We start from the raw sequence: 22,467 nt of genomic DNA, 5'->3' as shown, positions 1-22,467 counted from the left end.
CTAAATTAATCCCCTTTGATTGCCTTGGTTAAGTTCTTAAATTTGCCACCTAGAAAGTCGAGTGATGCCTGGTGTCTGATTTGGTTCTGCATAAACAGGTTACGTTCTAAATCCAAATCTACCGTGTTGCCATCACCCGTATCAGGTTGGGTAGGAAGACGATATAGCTTGTCCCCTGTCAATGTTGTAGTGGCAGGAATATGCCGACCATCGGTTCGATTAAGACTAATGCTTGCCCCTGATGTTGCCGCTTGTAATTCCTTTGCAAAGTCTAAACCTCTTGCTTTGTAACCAGGCGTGTTTGCTTGCGCGATGTTGGTGGAAATCACCTCAGCATTACGCTCACGTACGCCCACCGTGTGTTGGTGGATGCCTAGTGCATTGTCAAAAGATATAGCCATGTTTGCCTCTACAATTAGAACTGACCGGTATAAATAACTAAATAGCAATTACTATGCCAAAAACTGGCACACGTTTACGGCTAAAAGTTATCGATGCTTTGAATTGCAATATGTAAGCCAAGGTGATTGATGGAATGTCAGTGTCAATCCGCTCGGCTTAAGCGTAAAGATACCTTTGTTTGAGGGAGTAGGCAAAAATGAAGGGGAAGATCAGGTATTGGGTTAAGAGAGATCCTAGGTCTTGACCCTAGGATCTTTAAACTATTTCAATTTATAAATGATACCCGGATTACAACGCACCATTTCAAAACGATCCGTCAGCCCGGTTAACGACTCAGATGCCCCCAGCAGTAGATAACCACCCGGATTGAGCTGGTTTGCCATTTGATTGAGCACTTTCGATTTCATCTCCGGTGAGAAGTAAATCAGGACATTACGGCAAAAGATAATGTCAAACTTACCCACCAGCGCGTAGCTGTCGAGCAAGTTTTGCGGGCGAAAGCTGACCAGACGTTTTACATTGTCTTTCACTTTCATGCGTCCATCTCCGTTGTCTTCAAAAAAGACTCGACGACGTTCCGGAGATAGGCCACGCCCCAACGCTAAATTGTCATACACGCCAGCGCGACACATCTCCAGCATACTGCTCGAAATGTCGGTTGCGGTGATAGAAACGCTTGGCAACAATCCCGGTTTACGCTGCTGCGTTTCCAAAATCGTCATTGCGATGGAGTACGGTTCTTGACCCGATGAACTGGCGGCTGACCAGATTTTAATTGGGCGTTTGTTTGCCGCGACTTCCGGCAATAATTTCTCAGCTAAAACCGTGAACGGATACGTATCTCGAAACCATAACGTTTCGTTGGTTGTCATCGCATCCACAGCCGCAATACGTAGTTCCCGATTGCGGCCTGAGACCACATCACGCAGTAAATCAGACAACGAAGTGAGCTTAAACTTGGTCACTAACGGACTTAATCGACTGCGCACTAAGTACTGCTTACTATCGCCTAGCACAATGCCACATTGCGCTTCGAGAAAACGGCTAAAGTCACGATACTCTTGATCGCCAATTGTAATAGCAGTCATTCATGTCTCTTTATTGTATTAATGCAGTTTTAACCGCGTTACCCAGTTCGTCTGGATTAAATTTCGCAATGAAGGTGTTCGCTCCCACGCGATCAACCATAGCTTGGTTAAATACGCCACTTAAGGAAGAGTGGAGAATAACATAAAGGTCTTTCAAATCCGCATTTCTGCGAATTTCAGCGGTTAGGGTGTAACCGTCCATCTCTGGCATTTCGATATCAGAAATCACCAAAGAAATTTGCTCGTAGATATCACCTTCTCGAGCCATCTCAAGCAAGGTATTGTATGCCTCTTTACCATCTTTCACCGACAACACTTCGAAACCGATCGAACGGATAGCTCGCTCGAGTTGTTTACGTGCAACAGTAGAGTCATCGGCAATCATAATACGGCGTACAATTGGTTTCACCTGCTCTGCCTGAGCGATTTCTTCACCAATCGAAGCGTCCATTGTTTCATCCACTGGCGCAATTTCAGCCAAAACTTTTTCTACATCGAGAATTTCAACCAGCTCGTTATCAATGTTGGTTACCGCAGTCAGGTAATGTGCTTTACCCGCGCCTTCCGGAGGCGGCAAAATCGCCTCCCAGTGCATGTTTATAATGCGCTCAACCGACGATACTAAGAACGCCTGAATGGAACGGTTGAACTCCGCAATCACCACAAAGCACTTATCAATTTCCGTGGTTGGGCGGCCACCAATTGCCAGGCTTAAATCAATAACGGATACAGTATGGCCACGAATATGAGCAACACCTTTTACTAACGGATGCAGATTTGGCATTACTGTCAGCTTTGGACATTGCAGCACTTCCCGAACTTTAAATACGTTAATGCCATAACGCTGCCGCCCCATCAATCTAAAGGTCAACAATTCCAATCGGTTCTGACCGACGAGTTGCGTACGCTGATTCACTGAGTCAAGAATCCCCGTCATATGCTCATCTCCATCTCAAACTTTTTGTTTTTAAATGATACTCTACCACTGGCAAGCATTGTTCCAGGGAGACCTTATGGCGTATTTCACTATCACTTCGACTACATTGACTAAAACAATATGTAGATCGGTATTCACAAAGTACGCTAAGGCTATCGGCATTTTGCTCAGTATATTTAGCTTTTTTGTTCATTCAGCCACTGATAATCAGCTCGAGCAGATAAAAATGGCAGCAGAACAACATGTTTTAGCCACCGTCGAGCAACCTGCAGGCGGCGAGTTAACCGTCAATGCAGCAAATATCGACTCACGTATTAAAGCTACCGATTGCCCAGAACCTCTCGACACTTCGGCTTCAACCACCAGCAGCACGCGCAGCAATATTAATGTATTGGTTGAATGCTCCGCTGATGACTGGAAAGTCTACGTCCCAGTGCGTATGTCAGTTTCGGTCCCGATGCTTGTCAGTACTCGCCAGCTCGTTCGAGGAGAAATCATCAGTGCTTCTGACGTCACCACATCAATGATTGAGTTACAACGCTTTCGCAAAGATGGCTTTACCGACCATTCTCAAGTCGTGGGCGCGAAATTAAAGCGTAGTGTTCGCCTTGGAGATGTCGTGGAGCGAAATGATGTGTGCGTGGTGTGTCGTAACGAGAGAGTAACAATTCAAGCGGTAAAAGCGGGGATGACGATCTCGACCCAAGGCACTGCATTGCAACACGGCGCAGCAGGTGATCAAGTGAGAGTGAAAAATGATAAGTCACAACGTATAATAGAAGGCATAGTGACTGGCATTGCAGAAATCACCGTCAACTTTTGACCTTCGGCGAACAACAGCACGAGATGAAAATCGATCAATAAAAGTGCACAAAATGATTAAAGTTATTTTGGCGTTGGTCGATAGTCTGAGTACCAGTATTACGATACAAGGCAAAGGTAAAACATGGCAGGTATAGACAATATACGTTCAGGTCAGATAATGACGACTAATAAAAGTCGCGCACCTGCACGTAATGAATCGAATGCGACCAACACAACAGATTCGCATAAAGTGTCAGCGCAACAAGATGCAGTATCTTTGAGCCAACAAAGTAAAGACGTCAATAAACTCCAGAAGGATATGGCAGCTTCACCGGCTTATGACACCGCAAAAGTGGCCGCAATCAAAGAAGCAATCGCAAACGGCTCATACAAAGTTGATCCAGAAAAACTGGCCGACAACATGATTAAGCTTGAAAGCGAATTGCAAGGCAAAATCTAACTGACTTAGGCTCAAGGTAAGTATTCATGGCAGCATTAGTCGATCTCGTAAACTTCCAACTAGAAAATGCAAAAGCACTTTCTGTCGTTTTACGTCAGGAAACACAAGCCATCACTGCGCGTGTTTCTGCTGATATCGAAAGTATTGCCAAACAAAAGATGACACTCATTGATCAATTAAAGACGACTGATCAGCGAATCGCCTCTCACCCGCATGTCAATCAGCTTACCGAAGATGAACACCTAAGTCAGGTGGTAAACCAGATCCAATCTATCGTTATTGATTGCCAACATGTCAATCAAATGAACGGTGAATCGCTCAATCGAGCGCAGCTGAGCTTCACCAAGCTCAATAACATGCTTCAACGCACCCACGGTAAAGTCGGTATGACTTACAACGCCGGTGGGCAAACTCACACCATTTCGACTTTAGGCACCAACATCAAAGCCTGACTTTTCTCTTCGTGATACCCCTATCGTTTATCTACTCTAATTTTTACGCATAAAAAACGACCCATTGTTACCAATGAGCCGCTAAAGAGATTATCTGACGTTATTTAGATATCAGAACAGGGTCTGCTGACGCTTCTCAGGTACCTGCTGAACTTCACCATAGTCTCGTAGCTTATCCATTTTGCGGATATCCAGACGAAGCTCTGTTACATAACTGTCTTCGACCAAGTAGCTTCTCACCACTTCCGCGCCGCGAATAACGCCGTCAACCGCACCGGTTGTGCTTTCCGTCCCTAAACGCTGATCTTGCAGCTCTGCTCGGCCACTGACACGCATACCATAGACCTGCTCTGCCAGTTCACGGTAAGCATCAATTTTCGATGCGCGCATTGCTCGAACACGTTTTTCTTCTACAGTGCGACCAGTTTGTTCACTCACGCTGGCATAACCTACGGCAACGAGCAGCTCATCCTGACGCATCTGCTGTAATGGTTGGCAACCCACCAGCACCAAGGTGGCGATAATAAATAATAATTTTTTCATAGCTCTGTCCTATGGGCGGAGAATCACAGTGTATGGCTGACGAATTGTTGGATCTGAACGAATCAGCACGCCATCTTGAGTACGAATACTGTTGAGCGTATCTAAGTCGCGGCCAATACGATCCGCTGGCAAGAAACCTTGTGCCGTTGCTACAACAATTCGGCTTTGCATCCCAACCACGCGAGCGTTTACAAGCACACCACCTTCTTGGCGTAGCATAGTGCCCGTTAATACGTATTGGATTTCCTGCTCTTGAGCGAGATCGCTCCAGTCTCTGCTCAATGCAAAGTCACCTTGTTGAGTGACCTGAATCGAGCCCGTCGTTTTGAAGTCCACCACTTTAAAGCCACGACGCTGGAACTGATGAATGAATCCTTCAGATACCGAATTACCCAACCAATTGGTCGCATCCATATTCTGTAAATCAACGAATGATGTGATCGCAATCGGTGTACGCGCAGAGACCGCGACGTTAGAAACCATCAACTCTTCCGTCATGCTTTCGATAAAAAAGTCCATCGTATGACGCGGGCTATCCATCAGCATGAACTGACTGCCTGAATAGGGTTCTTTACCATTGTAAATTGGTGAATACGCGCACGATGTCAAAAGCGTCATCATCGATGCGGCAGCAAGCCATTTTTTCATGGATTGATTCTCCAGATAATCTTGGGTGTCACTGTTCCTTATCATTCATGACAAGAAACGAAATCTTGGAACAGTCTTTGCTTTTCTTTTGCCTGTCCAAACTAGAAAGCGCTACCAAACTTCACTGATGTTTGTTTTAGCAATATTTATACCTGAACGGTTACAAGCCATGAAAAAAATATTAATCAGCGTATTATCAATCACTTTCGTTCTGCTTCTGCCTTTTCGTGCAGTCGCCGCATGGTACGAAGTGACAGGCGTTGCCACGATCGTATCTTCGGACGATGCGGCAAGGCTACACGCCTTAGAGGATGCGCTTTTTAAAGCCGTCAACTTTTCGGGGGCAGATATTGGCAGCATCAGTAATTTAATGCCGCTATTGGAAGAAAACCGCAAAGAGTATCAGTTCACTAACCATGAAGTACGCTACATCCTGGTCGAATCTGAGCGAAAGCGAAGTGGTAAGATGGAGATAAAGCTCCGTGTCGACATCTACCCATCGGCAATGGGTTGCCACACGGCTCAATACAAAAAAACCATCCTGGTTGGGAATATTGATGTCGCCTCTCCTCAACAAGCCGTAATGGGACAAATTTATCAAGTTGGTGATGACTTTAGTCACGTTGTGAATCGTCAGCTCGATCAGACCTCGCACAGTTTCGTTTCTGTCGGCACTACCGACTACTCGATTAGCCGCAACTACCCTGCTCGCACTCAGATGATTGCCGAGGACAATGGGGCACAGTACATCATTGGTGGCGTCATTACTGACTTAACCGCGACGATTGAATCTAAAGTACTCAAAGATGACATCATCAACCGGCAGTTTGCCTTAGAGATGAAAGTTTATGATGGTAAAACTGGCCATGAAGTCTTTTATAAGACCTACCGCGAAGTCGCTCGTTGGCCGTTTGCAAAAACCAGTCAGGTCGACACACGAAGCGCGCGATTCTGGGCCTCTACTTATGGTGAAATGATGCTGCGCGTAAGCCGTAACATCATGTTAGATTTGGAATCAGAACTGTCTTGTAAGATAACCTTGCCGGAAGTAGTGGCTGTCTACGGAAACACCGTCACCATGGATTTAGGCCGTATGCACGGTGTTAAAGAGGGCGACAAATTACAATTATGGCACACCGCGTCTTTTATCGATCAAAGTGGTTTACCACGTAACAAAGTATCGCAAAGTGAAGTGACCTTAACCGTGTCGCGTGTTTATGAACACGAAGCAGAACTGAGCATCGATCAACCCAACCTGTCATCAAGCGTTCAAATTGGCGATGTAATGAACAAGATACTCTAAAAGACAACATTAGCCCTTGAGATATGCGTACTTTTGAATATTATAGATGACGCATCTTATTTGATTATACCAACTGCAGTAGCTGGTATTACGCCCTCATGGCACAGCTGGATAGCGCAGTCCCCTCCTAAGGGACAGGTCGTAGGTTCGAATCCTACTGGGGGCGCCATTTATCAAAAGGGCTAGCTAGTCAGTAACTACTAGCCTTTTCTTTTCTTAACTAAAAACGGTCACGTTACAAGTCATGTAACGACTCACCCACTCTATTCAAACAAGTTTAAACCCATCTCTCATCGCTACACTTAAACTCAAGCTTTAATAAAGTCATTGGCAGGATGATTTCGATGATGCAATCAAAAGTCATCCGGAACTAACATTACAAGCTTTCAACTAATTAAATATTTTACGCTTTTTTTACGCGAAGCTATTTTATGCATCTGGTAGAGTTTCTAACATGAATATTGTCTTGATTTGATTGATATGACAAACCTTAGGCTTGGAAACCACTACGTTATCCCTGTATTTGTATTTTTTATCGCCCTCATTGCCTCTTTAGGACTTGACCATTGGCTAGGGTCAACCATCGCCGTATTACTCATACTTCAGCTTTCTATTGTTATCATCGCCTTTCAATGCAACGCGAAGATGGCGTATACCGCAGCGCTTGCCGAAGCGCTAAGTTTTAATTTTCTCTTTACTACACCCCGTTATTCACTGCGGATGTTTCATCCAGATGACATCATTAATCTGCTCGTTTTTTTGGTTGTCGCATTTATAACCAGTCAGCTAGCAGAGCGATATCGTCGTCAGAAAAATACGTTAGAACAAGTTCAACTGCGCCACCAAATTTTGCTCTCAGTTTCACATGACTTGAGAACACCACTGGCTGGTGTAATTGGTAATCTCACTACTTTCAAAGAATATCAATCTCAGCTAAATGAATCAGAAAAATACGAATTGCTTGATAGTGCCATTAAAGAAAGCCATCGCTTACACCAGTATATTGAGAACCTTCTTCAAGCGACTAAGTTACAACACGGCGTGGTCCGTATTCAAAAACAGCAAGAATCCATATTACATATCCTAAAAAGTGTCATTGGCCGATTCTCTGCGTCTGCACAACTAATAGATATGGAAGTAAAAGGCTCGGTAAAACACGTAGAGGTCAGCCGTTCGTTAATAGAACAAGCACTGTTCAATGTACTTGATAATGCGCTCCGTTATTCTCCGAAGGGTAAACAGGTCAAAGTGACCGTCTATCAGCACCTCAAGCAAGTTTTCATCGACATTTATAACTACGGTAAACCTCTGCAGCCGAGCGAAGTAGAAAAAATGTTCGAGCTTTTTTATTCAGGAACGGAAAAGAAAAATGATGATTCAGGCTCAGGACTTGGACTCAGCGTCACAAAGGGCGTCATTTCTGCTCATCAGGGCAGCATCAAATGCGTTGAGGTACAACAAGGTTGTTTGATTCGGATTTCTCTACCGGCAACACAATAATAGGACGAATACGTGAACTACAAAATACTAGTGGTAGATGACGAGCCTCAAATTCAAACGTTTATCCGCATTTCTTTGGCGGCAGAAGGATTTGACTATATGGGGGCGGATTCTTTAGCTGTGGCACAAGAAGTATACGCCAGTTTCCGGCCTCAAGTTGTAGTGCTTGATCTGGGTTTACCTGATGGTGATGGCATTAGTTTTCTAAATGCAATTCGTAAATCGAGCAAAACACCTGTACTGATACTAACCGCTCGGGATCAGGAAGAAGAGAAGATCCGCTTGCTTGAAGCAGGAGCAAACGACTACCTCAGTAAGCCGTTTGGTATACGCGAACTCATTGTGAGAATCAAAGTGTTGTTAAGAGATTTGGTCACTGACCAAGCCTGCGAGAACACATGCGTATTCGGCGCTCTTACGTTACAAAAGAATACCCATCAATGCTGGATGTCAAAAACGGAAATCGTTTTGACCAAGAAGGAGTTTGCTTTTCTTGAAATGCTCATGATAAATCCAGGACAACTTGTGAAACAAACGGACTTACTACGAAAGATTTGGGGAGCAAGCCATACCGACGACACCCATTATCTAAGAATTTTAGTTAGCCAGTTGCGTAAAAAACTTAATGATAGTGCAGATGACCAACATGTAATCAAAACGGAGTCGGGAATAGGCTACCGTCTAGTCTCTGCAGAAATAGTTCGCGATTAATATCGCGGGAAAGTTTCAACTACTTGCTACCCCAGTTGGGATCATTGCAAGTCAACTTGGCAATGATATTGGCTGAAGTATTTCACCGCGTTATTGCCTGACTTTATGGAAGACAATAAAGGTACTGTCATGGCACATTTTACCGTCATTGGACTAGGACGTTTTGGCATTGCAGCCAGCCTAGAACTCATTCACCTTGGGCATACAGTTACAGGCGTGGATCGCGATCCTAAAACTGTCGAAAAATATGTAGAGGAGTTAACCCAGGCGATTATTTGCGATTCCACCGATGAAAGTACGTTACGTGAGTTAGATTTGGGTAATAGTGAAGCAGTATTAGTCGCGATAGGTGCAGACATGCAATCGAGTTTACTTTGCACCTTAGCGTTAAAAAATTTGGGTGTGAAAGAGATTTGGGTAAAGGCCAGTACCAAAGCTCACCACACGATTGTGTCTAAGCTTGGCGTCCAACGAATTATCCACCCCGAAGAAGAAATGGGAGTACGGGTTGCCCAAGCCCTCAACTACCCTATGGTCAACAACTATCTGCCACTGGGGCATGGTTTGTATTTGGTTGAAATCCATATTCGAGCTTCACTACAAGGCACTTCCATTGCACAAATGCTTGGTGACACTAAATCCAGTATAAAAACAGTTCTCATCAAACGAGATCAAGATGTTGTGAGCCAGATAAATCATGATTTTGTTTTGAAGACAAATGACATCATTTTGCTCAGTGGCACTAGATCTGAACTGAAATACCTCGCCCCAAGGTTGGTGTAAAATGGAATTATGGCACCCTTCTATTACACCGATTGAGCGTAAACCAAAGTCAGGAAAAAAATTAGTCGGAGCGCCACCGTTGATTTTAAGTGGCAGCTTTCTGTTTCTAATCTTACTTGGTTCAGCATTGCTCAAATTACCTATAGCCACAAACGAGCCCATCAGTTGGGTGCAGAGTTTATTTACTGCAACATCTGCAATTACGGTTACAGGACTGGTTGTGGTCGATACTGGTACACAGTTCACACTGTTTGGCCAGATAGTGATTGCTATGCTCATCCAATGCGGTGGACTTGGGTTAATGACCTTCGCGATTGTAACCCTGCTCGCTCTGGGTGGGAAAATCGGTTTTTTAGAGCGCACTGTAGCTCGAGAAGCATTTAATCAAACCGACTCTTCAACATTAATCGCAACCGCAAAATCCGTGATTTTGTTTGCTCTGGTCATCGAACTGTTCGGTATGGCTATACTGACTTGGCATTGGAGTGATGAGCTGGGTTGGCAAACCAGCTTGTTCCACGGTTTTTTCTACACCATCAGTGCGTTTAACAATGCTGGTTTTGCACTGAGTGCCGATAGCTTAATGCCTTATGTTAACGACACTATCGTCAACCTGACTATTACTGGGCTCTTTATTATTGGAGGTTTGGGCTTTTCAGTATGGATGGACTTAAAACGTAACCGCCGATGGTCAAAATTGACGGTTTATAGCCGCATGATGATTTTAGGCACCGTACTCATTAATGGTATTGCCGTCATTGCAATTTACCTGATTGAGCGTGATAACCCGAATACATTAGCGTCATTCGGCGAATCGGGGAAATGGTTAGCCTCATGGTTTCAAGCGGTAACCCCAAGGACGGCAGGCTTCAACACACTCGCGATTGATCAACTTGAAGAAGCGACCACCGCGATTATTCTTATCCTCATGTTTATTGGCGGTGGATCACTGAGTACAGCAAGCGGTATCAAGGTAGTAACGTTTATGGTGTTGATTCTTTCCACTTACGCTTATCTACGCCGTGATCACCAAGTCTATGTTTTTAAGCGTGAAATAGATAAAGACACCATCCGTAAAGCCCTCGCACTCACTATGATTTCTTTTATGGTGACTTGGTTAGCCATCTTTGCGTTGCTATTAAGTGAAGAAGCACCTATGGTTGATGTCGTTTTTGAAGCCGTTTCAGCGTTGGGTACGGTTGGATTGTCTCGCGGCTTAACTGGCGACCTCTCTACATCAGGTGAAATTATAATTATTTTTATGATGTATATGGGCAGATTAGGGCCACTAACTTTAGCGTATTTTTTAGCGAGGCCGCGACAAAAAAAATTGCGATACGCGCAAACCAAGTTAGCCATAGGTTAAGGAAATTGATTCTTACACATGAAAGTCATAACGTGGGGAATGGCTTTCATGTGTCAGCTCTTTGCTATTCCCTATCAACTGATGGTCCATATCACAGACATCATCTTTTTCATTACTCATCAAACCATCAATTCCACCCTGTATGTGCTAACAATGAGCATTACCTTCCAATTTTTGGGGTTCTCGATACCCGCCCTTAGCCGAAATGAATACGCAAATAGCAGATTGCTTCTCCCTTTATATCGGCTACACTCTGCAACCACTCAAAATCAATTTTAAACGCAGCTATTTACAGTTTTATATTTTATGACTTTAATTATTGATGAGTTTTGCTTACCCTTTTTGGCTATTAATAAGAATATTAGTTAGCGCTATGTCTAAGAGCAATTTAATTACAAATACCGGACACCGTTTTATATCCAAAGGCAAAACAGCCTTTAAGATCCACATCCACACCCCAGAGGATACGGTACTTCACCGCTCTGTAGGGTTCGTGCGCATTGGAGAGGAGAAGGGACTAAAGAAAGCCATTAAATTGAGAAATGAATTGGGACAGCAGATGTGGGGCAAGTTTTGGCGGCGCCTTTTGAAAGATCCCTATCTGATGACAAGATTACCGCACAGTGTTGAACCGAAAATCGTTCATAAACCCAATCCAACTCTAGAGAATCCAGACAATCGAGACACTTGTTACATTGCCAAGTGGCGAGAGTTTAACGAACACGGAGAATATAAGTACAAGACGGTTGTGCGCTCAATCAGTAAATACGGCAAGCTTGCCGCATACATGCAAACCAAAAAAGCACTGCTGGAAGCTCACAAGGAAAATCTGGAAATACTTACGTTCATGGGACGCCTAAACAGTATCGATCTTAAATAACCCAATGTACTAAGTCATTTTAGGCTGTTACTGGTTTTTGCATCGACAATAGATATAAAAATGCCCCAAAGCGCTAACGCTTTGGGGCATTTAAATTCAGGACTCTATTTGTTTAAATAGTATCTTATTGCTGAACTTGGTATTCAAATTCAGGAACAATCACTTCTACGCGACGGTTTTGTTGACGACCTTCACGCGTTTCGTTTGATGCGATAGGGTTGTTTTCACCTTCACCACGAGCGTGGATGCGTGATGCATCAATGCCTTTTTCTACTAGCGCGTTAGCAACAGATTCTGCGCGTTTCTCAGAAACTTTTTGGTTGTATGATGCTGCGCCAGAAGCATCTGTGTAGCCTACCACCTCAACATTCGCTTGTGGATGCTCGTTTAGGAAAGCAACCAAGTTGTCTAGTTTTGCTGCGCTTTCAGGTTTTAGTGTTGTGCTGTTTAGATCGAAGCCACCCGTACCGATAGTTTGAGTTTCAAATGTTTTCGTTACAACGACTGGCTCTTCTACAACAACCACTTCTTCAACGATTGGCGCTTCTTCAACAACTGGCTCTTCGCTGCCACCAAACTTGAATGAAACACCTAGGGTCGCTGTATTGCCTGTTGCGCGAACTACATCGTTGTTGATGTCAGTGATAGTTTGGTATTCCGCACGAGCTGTAACATTTTGGCTTAGATTGAACTCAAGACCTGCCGCACCAAGGTAAGAGTAATCGTCTTTACCATCGAACATTACGTAAGCGCCACCCACTTTACCGTAAAGTGCGATGTCTTCAGTGATTGGTAAGCTGAATTTAGGCGCAAGGGTGATAGCTTCTACGTGACCACCGAAAGAGGTGTTATCAAAATCACCAACATTGTCAAAACCTGCTTCAACGGCAATGTAATCATTGAATTCGTAACCAACAAAAGCACCAAGAGTCGAGTCATCTTTATCGCAAGATTGACCTGCTACACAAGCATCTTCCAACCAAGATTTACCCATTTTACCGCCAACATAAACTTCGGCTTGAGCCGCTGATGCCATAAGTAAAGATGCTGAAATTACCGCTGCTAGTTTTTTCATTATTGATTCCTATTAAGAATTACTTTTATTAGATCACGAAATGCGTCGCCGACTGACGTTGTATTCCAATTTGATTCATTCCTTGAGCGTATTACCGAAGCTAACTTCGTGCATATGCATGCAAATTATTTATCAAAAGTTGCTCGGGTATCATTCCTGTACAGTATTCGGGACCGCTATTTGGGTCCCACTGACGAGATGAACTATAACGCTAAGAAATCTCGAGAAAAATCCCAAAACTGTCAATTTAGTGTCATCAAAACCGCAAACATTATGTGACATAGAGCACCAAAAGCCTATCGTGACAACGACGCAAACGTTTGCGTTAAAAGTCACAACAAAGTAACTAATGCAGATATTTGTCTCACTATTGAGATGCTACTTGGGGAACTTTATAGATAGTAGATATTAATCAGAGGGATAGTTTGAAAATCAGCCATTGAATAAGCACTAAAAATCACGATCTTTAATTACAAAAAATGGTTCTTCTCCGCTTAGGTGAGCTTGATATTTGGGTAAAAAGTTGAGTGGGTATCAGGAACCGATGTTTGTCTGATCTTCAACTTAAAATAATCTGTATCTCTTACTCCTCTGGCTCTTCGTCTGAGTAACCCTATAGATACATTGCCAGCCTCAACCCGAGCGTTGGTCAGCTTGTATTTTGCGTAGTTACAGATACCTACTTTTCTTTCTAATATTGAGTCTGCAAAGCTGCTTAGTGACATTATCCGAGTTGACTTTGCTAGACGGCACCAAGCTTCAAGAGCGGCTGTCATGGTCTCGTAACAAGGCTCATCCCATATCGCTTGTAGCTGCTCTTTTAGCATATAAATCACGCACAACGTCTTGTTACTCTCAAGTAAATCGTCGAGTCTGTCAGACTGCTTGTCATCCAATTTCTGTGCATTTTTCAGTAGGAGGAAGAGTGTGCCTTTAAGCATCCTTTTCTCATCGTGCGAGCCAATCCTAAAAGCTTTCGCTCTCTCTTTTCTGATTAAAATGCAGTAGTTTTGCATCACATGGAATCGGTCAAAAACGATGTCTGCATGAGGTAACATTTTTCTTACCGCTGATTGGTAAGCTTGCCCCATATCCATTGATACCGCTTTAATTCCAGCCTTTGTTTCCTCTGATAGTTGCTCGAAAAATGAGATAAGGACTTCTGCTTTTCGTCCATGTTCTACCCAAATTAAATGACCAGAAACAAGGTCGTAAACGACGGTCATATAATCGTGTCGTTTAGCTCTAGCTACTTCATCAACGCCAATGTGGAGTAAGTTCTTTAGTTTCTCGGGTTCTAAAGCTGGCAGGCTTGAACGCAAGTATTCTCTATCGATGTTTTTGACTGTTTCCCACCGAATACCTAAATGCTGAGACACGGCATGTATGCTCATGTGGCGGCATAATCCACTGATAAACTTGCAAAAGCGAGCGGTATAGCGACCTCCTTTAGAGACATAGTCAGTATCTTCAATTAGCCGTCTTCCGTCTTTATCTCTGGTTTTAGCCAGTTCAACTTCTATCGTGCATGGCCGTCCGCTAACAGGCAGATCCTGAAGTCGTCTTTTGACATAGTGGTCTACGGTGCAGGTTGCACCTGTGATTGGATCTTTGACCTTATATCTTCGGTCTCGACGGCAACGAACGAAAACTGATTGGGACACTTCTTCTATTGAACAAGATTCGACACACTGACCTTTAAAGCAAAACAACGAGGAATACAAAGACGACAAAATACACTACAAACTTATAATAAAAATAAGCATTATAAATCATGTGATTATGATAGGTTCATTGATGTTGTTTGACTCATGAAAGCGGAGAAGAGCCCAAAAAATTATCATAAAACAAACATCAACACGCCGACATAGCATGTACATCAGTCAAATCTGTTCACTACTTTCGCTTTTATTACATTCTTTAGACATAAAAAAACCGCGGAAATTACCGCGGTTTTTTGAATATCTATGCAATTTAATTATGCATTAGCTTCACGTTCAGCAATAAACGCTAAGGCCATTTTAATACGAGCAATACAACGCTCTTGACCAATTAGAGCCATAACTGCGTCAACAGATGGAGACTGACCACCGCCTGTTACTGCTACACGTAGCGGCATACCAATTTTACCCATGCCGATTTCTAGCTCTTCGCAAACAGCTGTAATTACACCATCTTTGATGCTTTCAGTTGTCCACTCAGTTAACGCTTCTGCTTTTGCAAGTGCAAGCTCTAGAGGCTCTTTTGCTACACCACGTAGGTGTTTCTTCGCAGCACCCGCTTCAAACTCAGAGAAATCTTCGTAGAAGTAGCGAATCTGCTCAGCCAGTTCAACAAGTGTATTACAACGCTCACCAACCAATTTGATCACTTCAGTGATTGCAGGGCCGTTTGTCACGTCCAGCTTCTGTTGGTCTAGGTGCCATTGTAAGTGCTCTGCAACGTACTCTGGATCAGAGCTCTTGATGTAGTGGTTGTTTAACCACTGCAGCTTATCTGTGTTAAATGCGGACGCTGACTTAGATACTGCGTCCAGACTAAACAGATTAATCATTTCTTCTTGAGTGAAGATTTCTTGGTCACCGTGAGACCAGCCCAGACGAACAAGATAGTTGTTTAGAGCAGCTGGTAGGTAACCCATATCGCGGTACTGCATTACCGATACAGCGCCGTGACGTTTAGACAGTTTCGCACCGTCGTCACCCAGAATCATTGCACAGTGAGCAAATGTAGGTACTGGTGCACCTAGTGCTTCGTAAATGTTGATCTGACGAGGTGTGTTGTTGATGTGATCCTCACCACGAACAACGTGTGTGATGCCCATATCCCAGTCATCAACCACAACACAGAAGTTGTACGTTGGTGAACCATCAGTACGGCGAATGATCAAGTCATCCATCTGCTCGTTACGGATTTCGATACGACCACGGATTTGGTCTTCAAATACAACGCTACCCTCTTTCGGGTTGCGGAAACGAATTACGCAAGGATCACCATCTTTCGCCGCATCGTTTGCCGCTTTGATTTTAGGATGGTTAGCATCGTAGCGAGGCATTTCTTTGTTCACTTCTTGCTCTGCACGAATCTCATCCAGTAGCTCTTTAGATGCGTAACATTTGTATGCTTTGTCTTCAGCAACCAGCTTATCAACCATTTCGTTGTAACGGTCAAAACGTTGAGTTTGGTAGTAAGGACCTTCATCCCACTCCAGACCTAGCCATTCCATACCTTCCAGAATCGCATCAACCGCTTCTTTAGAGTTACGCTCAAGGTCTGTATCTTCGATACGCAGAACGAATTCACCACCTTGGTTTTTAGCATATAGCCAAGAATACAGTGCCGTACGCGCACCACCAACGTGTAGATAGCCAGTTGGGCTAGGAGCAAAACGAGTTTTAACCGTCATTTGAGTTCCTTAGGGTTAATGTTCAACGAGAGGGTTCTCGTTGTATTGTCAAGGATAAAAGTGGCGACATTTTACCATCGTAAGTCAATACTACAATCCTTCCGTGTTCATATACCCAAATAACCTCTCGATGCGGGGTTCAACGAAATTAACTTCATTGATAACAAACCTTGACCTTACCCTTGCAGTAAGGTTTAAGCTCACTATATTACGATTAGTGAGGACAAGTTATGAATCAGTTTGTAGTACCGTTATCAGGGCTTAACTGCATGGGTTGTGCAAGGAAAGTTGAGAAAACTTTACATGCAAACCATAGTGTTGAAATCCTCAACTTGTCCCCGACCTCTGTGGAAGTCAAAACCGATGCCTCTTTAAACGAGATTGTTGATTCTATTGAGTCCTTAGGCTATCAGGCTGGTCACGCCTATGACTTTAACTTGTCCGGATTAAGCTGTGGCGGCTGTGTCAGAAAGCTCTCTACTTTATTAGAGTCAAATGCAGACGTTATCTCATTTGAAGCTTCGACGACGCAATTAAATATCCGAACTCTTCTTTCTGAACAGCAAGTCATCGATCTTGTCGCGAGCTTAGGCTACACCGCAAGTAAAGAAGCCATCACAGGCACCGAAAGTACAGAAGTTAAAAGTGCCAAGCCTGAAGATGAAACCCAACCAGCACAAAGCGAAGCACCAAATAACCCACTGAAAGACATTCCACCAGCCAGCAGCACTCAACTGCAAATGCTAATCCAGGGAATGACCTGCGCAAGTTGCGTTTCTTCAGTCGAAAAAGCATTAACTAAGGTTGAAGGTGTAGAAAAAGCTCAGGTAAATCTTGCTGAACAAAGTGCCTTAGTGTTCGCGACTCAGGATTCTGAAGACCTACACCAAGCGATTGTAGAGTCGGTAAAACAAGCAGGATACCAAGCGGAAATCCTACAAGACGCCGCAACACAACAAGAAAAGCAAGCGCAGCAGCAATTGGCACAGCAAAAACGCTTTAAATTTGATGCCATTGCTGGCTTAGTGGTGGGTGCTCCCTTAATGCTGTGGGGTGTGGCTGGCGGTAACATGATGATTCGCCACACCAGTGATCAGTTCATTTGGGGTGCGGTCGGTCTTTTATGTTTGCTGCTTCTGGCAACTGCTGGTCGCCACTTCTTCAGCAACGCTTGGTTAGCGGCGACTCACAAACGCGCAACCATGGATACACTGGTTGCATTGGGCACAGGTGCTGCTTGGTTCTACTCCATGCTCGTAGTGGTTTTCCCAAACTGGTTCCCGCTCGCATCACGTCACGTCTATTTTGAAGCAAGTGCAATGATCATTGGTTTGATTTCTCTCGGTCACTATATAGAAGCCAAAGCCAAGGCCAACACGACTCGCTCATTACAAGCTTTAATTAACTTGCAACCACAACAAGCGACGGCTATTACAGAGAAAGGCGATCAGACCATCAGCGTTGAGCAAATAACGCTTGGTATGAAATTAAGAATTAAGCCCGGCGAGAAAGTGCCAGTAGATGGCACCGTACGCGAAGGCGAATCCTATATAGACGAGTCAATGCTAACCGGAGAGCCTGTCCCGGTGCTAAAAGGGCTGGATGCAGAAGTCTCTGCTGGTACGCTAAACACCGACGGTAGCTTGGTTATCGCAGCCACTGGCATTGGTGCAAATACGATGCTTGCGCGCATCATTCGTATGGTTAGAACCGCTCAAAGCAGTAAACCTGCCATCGCCAAATTAGCCGACCAAATCTCAGCGGTATTTGTACCTGTCGTGGTTGGTATTGCCTTACTTGCTGCGTTGGTTTGGTTTGCAGTAGGTCCAGAGCCTAAAGCCAGCTACATGCTCGTGGTGACAACAACCGTACTCATCATCGCCTGCCCTTGTGCACTTGGCTTGGCAACACCACTTTCCGTCACAGTTGGCGTAGGCAAAGCCGCCGAGTTGGGCATCTTAATTAAAGACGCTGATGCACTGCAGTTAGCCAGTAAAGTCGATACGGTTGTCTTCGATAAAACCGGTACGTTGACACAAGGAAAACCATCGGTGCAGCAAGTGTTCACTCACGCGACCAGTCAAGATGAACTGCTTGCTATGGCCTATTCGGCAGAGCGTCAGTCTGAGCATCCACTTGCCAAAGCCGTGTGTGATTTTGCGAAACAACAAGACGCCCGAGAAGTCACGTTAGACAAATTCGAAAACGTCCGTGGACGCGGCATCTTAGCGACTTACCAAGGTAAACCATTGCTGATCGGTTCTTTGCAATTTATGCAAGCCGAGAACATTGACACAAGTAACCTAAAACAAGCGATAGAAGAGAGTGCAAAAAACGCTTGGACGCCTGTCGCTGTGGCTCTGGATAACGAGTTAGTCGGACTGATTGCGATTTCTGACCCAATCAAGTCAGACGCTAAAGAAGCACTTTCAGCTTTGAAAGCTCAGGGAGTCAAAACCGTAATGTTGACGGGTGATAACCAGCACGTTGCTGATGCAATCGGTAAAGAGCTAGGTATCGATGAAGTGATTGCCCAAGTGTTACCAGATGAAAAAGCCCAGCACATAGAGCAACTTCAATCTAAAGGCCATATTGTGGCGATGGTAGGAGACGGCATTAACGATGCGCCTGCTCTTGCGCTTGCCAACCTTGGTATTGCAATGGGAAGTGGCAGTGATGTCGCGATAGAAAGTGCGCAAATGACGATTCTCAACACATCACCAATGGCCGTGGTGCACGCAATAGAGTTGTCGCGCGCTACACTTAAAAACATGAAACAAAACTTGTTTGGTGCCTTTGTTTATAACTCGTTGGGTATACCTGTTGCGGCAGGTGTACTTTACCCAGCATTTGGCTTTTTACTCAGTCCCGTAGTTGCAGGAGCAGCGATGGCACTGTCTTCAATTACTGTCGTTAGTAATGCAAACCGACTACGACTGTTTTCAGTAAAATGACGACTTCTTTCTGAGGGTATTATGAAATTGAAACTTGTAACTTTTGCAATGCTTGCGACCGTATCCGCCAATGTATTGGCAGCCGATGTCATTAACCACAAGTCGCCATATTGTGGCTGTTGTGGTGACTGGACAAAACACATGGAAGAGAACGGCTTTACGGTCGAAGAAAAACTGCATGATGATATGAATGCCATCAAACGCGAATTAGGCATGAAAAACCAACAACTCTACTCTTGCCATACGGCAGAAATAAACGGTTATCTGTTTGAAGGACACGTGCCAGCAGCCGATATTAAAGCCTTCTTGGAAAACCCACCGAAGAATGCGAAAGGTCTGACGGTTCCTGGAATGCCTGTAGGCTCCCCAGGTATGGAGTATGGCGATAAAAAGGACAGTTACACCGTTTACGCTTTTAATGAACAAGGACAAGTTTCGGCCTTTAGTCATCACAAAGGTAACGACAAATAAAATAAAGCCCAGCTCTTAAAACAGATGCTGGGCTTTTTCTTAGCAACTTAATGGACAATTAAGACGAAATCGTTAGAAACCGTAAGAAGCACCAAATACAAAGGCGTTGTTCACTAGGCTGTCTCCATTCGCATTTTCTGCGCCATGAGCCTGAGAGCGAAGTTCAAAGTATGGTTGAACACCTTTACGAGTCCATGTCGCACGGAACTCGTGGTCCATTGTATCGGCATCAATCATGTATACATTGTTGTAACTTAGCGTCACATCTTCATTCATCACGTAACCGATGCGGTTATCCATGCGGTAGTCCGTATCTGCATCTGCGTCTGTTGCATCAATGTGTGCACGCGTGCGGTTGCTCAGAGAAATGCCGTTATCGAAGTTGTAACCAATTTTCACCAGTGGACGGTATTGAATGTTTTCGCCCGCTGAGAACAAGTGTTGGTAACCTGCTGCAACCCAAAGACGATCGGTGATGTTAAATGACTGCTCACCCCCTACCGTAATGTAAGGTGTTATGTTCCCTGCGCCACCATTTTTACTTTCTAGTTTGCCAAGTTGAATACCATCAAACTCAGTGTAAACCGTAAAGCCACCAAATGAATTATCGAAAGTATGACCAGCTTCGAGTGTAGAAGTCACGTCCGAGCCGTGAATTCGTCCATCATCGTGAAATTGAACGTTACCTGTTACGTAAGAAGAACCAGCAAATGCGCTAGACGCGAAAGCGAGAGAAAGAGCACTCAGTGCAAAAATGTATTTCATAATTACTGCCTTTATTTATTCACGTTATGTGATGGTTCCAGACTCGTAGGTTCCGTTACATAACAAAATTTGGAATCTGCCTTAGTGGGCGGAGGCAATACTGAAACAATTAATTTTCGATGAAAAATAAATCCTTTAAAAAGGTGATCATGTTCAAAACGGGAAACCAGACAATAAATAAAACCCATAAAATACAGTCAATTACAACTGGACTGAAAAATCTTTCAAAAAATCCATATCCGACCTACATCACAACAAACTACATAAATCAGAACGATTTACCAATTAAGATCACATTATTAATTTAAACTTTCACTCCAATCTTTTTTATCAGAGCGAAATAATTAGATTTCGATCACACTTAATTTACGCATAAAAATAAATAGCACGTCGCAAAATGGTGAGTTTATCGTGACAATTCTATCTGCCCCCTATTAAGCGGCTCGTATACACACGAGTTATTGAAAACGTGTTCTATGCTCAATATGGCATCTTGCTCCAGTTTCGGTATAAAGTGATGTGCAGATGCGCTTTCAAGATGCTGGATACAAAATGTTATCCGGGATTCAGTTCGAGGATAATAATATGTTCCGCATAATGACCTTTGTATCATCGTTTTTCGTTCTTTTTACTTCCTTTTCGTCCAGCGCTGAACCACAACATTGGTTAGCCAAAAAAGGCGAGACAGAATATATGATTATCGGCTCAGTACATGTGGGGGATAAAACCATGTATCCCTTGCCTAAAAACCTACTGGAACACCTTAGCGAAAGTTCGGGGCTGATCATTGAAGCGGACGTAAGAAGTAATGAAGGTGCTGTTTACCCGCCAGTGTCTACGCGAACCAAAAAGATACTGAACAAAACGCAGCGTCAACAACTGATCAAAATAGCAAAAGTTTTGCAGTTACCAGAAACTCAGCTGCTGAATGCCCCACCATGGAATACCGCTCTAACCATCCAACTCGCTTTAGTGAACAAACTGGGGTATGTCTCAACAGAAGGCGTCGATATGCACTTAATTGGCTTGGCCGACAAAAACGGCATTCCTGTCATTTCACTCGAAACCGTACAGTTTCAAATCGATTTAATTACTGGTCAGCCTGATGAAGGTAAAGAAATGCTGCTGTCATCCATCAATGAATATGAAGCAGGAGAAGAGCTCGTCGAATGCCTGATTGAAAGCTGGAAAAGTGGCGATGGTAGCATGTTGGAAGAAGCCTCTTTAACTGACAAAGCAACAGAAGAGTTCAATGAGGCCTTTTTGTATGCACGTAATAAAGACTGGGCAGAAAAGCTCGACATCGGCAGCATACTCCCTCAAAAGCAAGGCCGCTATACCGTTGTGGTTGGTAGCCTGCATCTCGTCGGTAAAGATAACCTAATTGATTTGCTGGCCGAGCGAGGTTTTGAAATTACACCGCTTGGTAATACACGCAAAGCGAAGTGCAATATCCAACAGATGTAAATACAGATAAGCTAAATGCAAAAAGCCGCAACATTTCTGCTGCGGCTTCTTTTAATATGGTCGGTGAAGAGCCATGTTCTAACTTCAGGCGAACTCCACTTGGGTTCGAATCCATCAGTATAAATTTTATAAACCCTAAAACGACGAAAGCCTGCTACAAGAGCAGGCTTTCTTAATATGGTCGGTGAAGAAGGATTCGATCGGACTGGCGTTCCAGCCCACGACCCTATGCTCCAACACGCATTTAAAATGCAAAAAAGGCTCTGTATTTCTACAGAGCCTTTTTTTAGAAAGTGGTCGGTGAAGAGGGATTCGAACCCCCGACCCTCTGGTCCCAAACCAGATGCGCTACCAAGCTGCGCTATTCACCGAGATGTTTAACTGAGGACTTGCCCCCGTCAACGAGGTGGTATATTACGGATTCTGATCCGAGACGCAAGTGCTTTTTCTAA

21 protein-coding genes and 2 tRNA genes are annotated in these 22,467 nt (G+C 44.0%); 13 read left to right on the top strand and 10 right to left on the bottom strand.

The window, feature by feature from the left end:
• Positions 1-5: 5 nt before the first annotated feature.
• The 3 genes from flgB to L9Q40_RS00105 form a co-directional block, all read right to left on the bottom strand.
• Positions 6-401 carry a flagellar basal body rod protein FlgB gene (flgB, locus tag L9Q40_RS00115; RefSeq protein ID WP_014231091.1) on the bottom strand — a complete coding sequence of 132 codons (396 nt, stop codon included), beginning with the start codon at positions 399-401 and terminating at the stop codon, positions 6-8.
• Between the two features lie 261 nt (positions 402-662).
• A complete protein-coding gene (locus tag L9Q40_RS00110) occupies positions 663-1,490 on the bottom strand; it encodes a protein-glutamate O-methyltransferase (protein ID WP_498791616.1) in 828 nt (275 codons plus the stop codon).
• A 10-nt stretch (positions 1,491-1,500) separates the two neighbouring features.
• A complete protein-coding gene (locus L9Q40_RS00105) occupies positions 1,501-2,427 on the bottom strand; it encodes a chemotaxis protein (protein WP_014231089.1) in 927 nt (308 codons plus the stop codon).
• 76 nt (positions 2,428-2,503) lie between these two features.
• Here L9Q40_RS00105 and flgA point away from each other — a divergent pair, with 76 nt between their 5' ends.
• From flgA to L9Q40_RS00090, 3 genes are all read left to right on the top strand, one after another.
• Positions 2,504-3,250 (top strand): flagellar basal body P-ring formation chaperone FlgA, encoded by a 747-nt coding sequence (gene flgA / locus L9Q40_RS00100; protein WP_498791614.1) that lies wholly within the window; start codon positions 2,504-2,506, stop codon positions 3,248-3,250.
• Between the two features lie 123 nt (positions 3,251-3,373).
• Positions 3,374-3,691, top strand: coding sequence for a flagellar biosynthesis anti-sigma factor FlgM (gene flgM, locus L9Q40_RS00095; RefSeq protein ID WP_020333337.1), 318 nt, complete (start codon positions 3,374-3,376; stop codon positions 3,689-3,691).
• A 26-nt stretch (positions 3,692-3,717) separates the two neighbouring features.
• Positions 3,718-4,143, top strand: coding sequence for a flagella synthesis protein FlgN (locus tag L9Q40_RS00090; RefSeq protein ID WP_498791611.1), 426 nt, complete (start codon positions 3,718-3,720; stop codon positions 4,141-4,143).
• A 111-nt stretch (positions 4,144-4,254) separates the two neighbouring features.
• Here the strand turns inward: L9Q40_RS00090 and flgP are convergent, their stop codons facing one another.
• Both flgP and L9Q40_RS00080 read right to left on the bottom strand, forming a co-directional pair.
• On the bottom strand, positions 4,255-4,686 hold the full coding sequence (gene flgP / locus L9Q40_RS00085) for a flagellar assembly lipoprotein FlgP (protein WP_014231085.1): 432 nt from the start codon (positions 4,684-4,686) through the stop codon (positions 4,255-4,257).
• A gap of 9 nt (positions 4,687-4,695) precedes the next feature.
• Positions 4,696-5,334: a FlgO family outer membrane protein gene (locus L9Q40_RS00080; RefSeq protein ID WP_014231084.1), complete on the bottom strand. Its 639-nt coding sequence runs from the start codon at positions 5,332-5,334 to the stop codon at positions 4,696-4,698.
• A gap of 169 nt (positions 5,335-5,503) precedes the next feature.
• Here L9Q40_RS00080 and L9Q40_RS00075 point away from each other — a divergent pair, with 169 nt between their 5' ends.
• From L9Q40_RS00075 to L9Q40_RS00045, 7 genes are all read left to right on the top strand, one after another.
• A complete protein-coding gene (locus tag L9Q40_RS00075) occupies positions 5,504-6,637 on the top strand; it encodes a flagellar assembly protein FlgT (RefSeq protein ID WP_020333336.1) in 1,134 nt (377 codons plus the stop codon).
• A 92-nt stretch (positions 6,638-6,729) separates the two neighbouring features.
• Positions 6,730-6,806 (top strand) — tRNA-Arg (locus L9Q40_RS00070).
• A gap of 311 nt (positions 6,807-7,117) precedes the next feature.
• Positions 7,118-8,137: a sensor histidine kinase gene (locus L9Q40_RS00065; RefSeq protein WP_498791769.1), complete on the top strand. Its 1,020-nt coding sequence runs from the start codon at positions 7,118-7,120 to the stop codon at positions 8,135-8,137.
• A 12-nt stretch (positions 8,138-8,149) separates the two neighbouring features.
• Positions 8,150-8,848, top strand: coding sequence for a response regulator (locus L9Q40_RS00060; protein WP_498791608.1), 699 nt, complete (start codon positions 8,150-8,152; stop codon positions 8,846-8,848).
• 129 nt (positions 8,849-8,977) lie between these two features.
• Positions 8,978-9,631, top strand: coding sequence for a potassium channel family protein (locus tag L9Q40_RS00055; RefSeq protein WP_498791606.1), 654 nt, complete (start codon positions 8,978-8,980; stop codon positions 9,629-9,631).
• A gap of 1 nt (position 9,632) precedes the next feature.
• The gene (locus L9Q40_RS00050) at positions 9,633-10,997 is read left to right on the top strand and encodes a TrkH family potassium uptake protein (RefSeq protein ID WP_498791604.1); all 1,365 of its coding nucleotides are present in this window, start codon (positions 9,633-9,635) and stop codon (positions 10,995-10,997) included.
• Positions 10,998-11,370: 373 nt separating this feature from the next.
• Positions 11,371-11,877, top strand: coding sequence for a hypothetical protein (locus L9Q40_RS00045; protein ID WP_014231082.1), 507 nt, complete (start codon positions 11,371-11,373; stop codon positions 11,875-11,877).
• A 124-nt stretch (positions 11,878-12,001) separates the two neighbouring features.
• On the opposite strand, the gene L9Q40_RS00040 is transcribed toward L9Q40_RS00045, so the two are convergent.
• The 3 genes from L9Q40_RS00040 to gltX all read right to left on the bottom strand — a co-directional run bounded on the left by L9Q40_RS00040 (position 12,002) and on the right by gltX (position 16,358).
• Positions 12,002-12,952, bottom strand: a complete 951-nt coding sequence (locus L9Q40_RS00040) for an OmpA family protein (protein WP_014231081.1) — start codon at positions 12,950-12,952, stop codon at positions 12,002-12,004.
• Between the two features lie 494 nt (positions 12,953-13,446).
• Complete coding sequence (locus tag L9Q40_RS00035; RefSeq protein ID WP_498791601.1) at positions 13,447-14,685, bottom strand: ISL3 family transposase; 1,239 nt, start codon at positions 14,683-14,685, stop codon at positions 13,447-13,449.
• A 245-nt stretch (positions 14,686-14,930) separates the two neighbouring features.
• Positions 14,931-16,358 (bottom strand): glutamate--tRNA ligase, encoded by a 1,428-nt coding sequence (gene gltX / locus L9Q40_RS00030; RefSeq protein WP_498791599.1) that lies wholly within the window; start codon positions 16,356-16,358, stop codon positions 14,931-14,933.
• 230 nt (positions 16,359-16,588) lie between these two features.
• On the opposite strand from gltX, the gene L9Q40_RS00025 reads away from it, so the two are divergent.
• Complete coding sequence (locus tag L9Q40_RS00025) at positions 16,589-19,312, top strand: heavy metal translocating P-type ATPase (RefSeq protein WP_498791597.1); 2,724 nt, start codon at positions 16,589-16,591, stop codon at positions 19,310-19,312.
• A gap of 21 nt (positions 19,313-19,333) precedes the next feature.
• On the top strand, positions 19,334-19,783 hold the full coding sequence (locus L9Q40_RS00020; RefSeq protein WP_014231078.1) for a DUF411 domain-containing protein: 450 nt from the start codon (positions 19,334-19,336) through the stop codon (positions 19,781-19,783).
• Between the two features lie 72 nt (positions 19,784-19,855).
• Here L9Q40_RS00020 and L9Q40_RS00015 read toward each other — a convergent pair whose 3' ends face one another.
• Positions 19,856-20,548 (bottom strand): oligogalacturonate-specific porin KdgM family protein, encoded by a 693-nt coding sequence (locus L9Q40_RS00015; RefSeq protein ID WP_014231077.1) that lies wholly within the window; start codon positions 20,546-20,548, stop codon positions 19,856-19,858.
• A 585-nt stretch (positions 20,549-21,133) separates the two neighbouring features.
• On the opposite strand from L9Q40_RS00015, the gene L9Q40_RS00010 reads away from it, so the two are divergent.
• A complete protein-coding gene (locus tag L9Q40_RS00010) occupies positions 21,134-22,015 on the top strand; it encodes a TraB/GumN family protein (protein ID WP_498791595.1) in 882 nt (293 codons plus the stop codon).
• Between the two features lie 294 nt (positions 22,016-22,309).
• Here L9Q40_RS00010 and L9Q40_RS00005 read toward each other — a convergent pair.
• Positions 22,310-22,386 (bottom strand) — tRNA-Pro (locus tag L9Q40_RS00005).
• Positions 22,387-22,467: the final 81 nt, after the last annotated feature.

Origin of the sequence: Allocatenococcus thiocycli, from assembly GCF_921292965.1 — a bacterium.
In the GTDB taxonomy this organism is placed as follows: Bacteria; Pseudomonadota; Gammaproteobacteria; order Enterobacterales; family Vibrionaceae; genus Vibrio; species Vibrio natriegens.
Note: the sequence above shows the minus strand (reverse complement) of the source record. Positions and strands in the feature narration are given on the sequence as shown.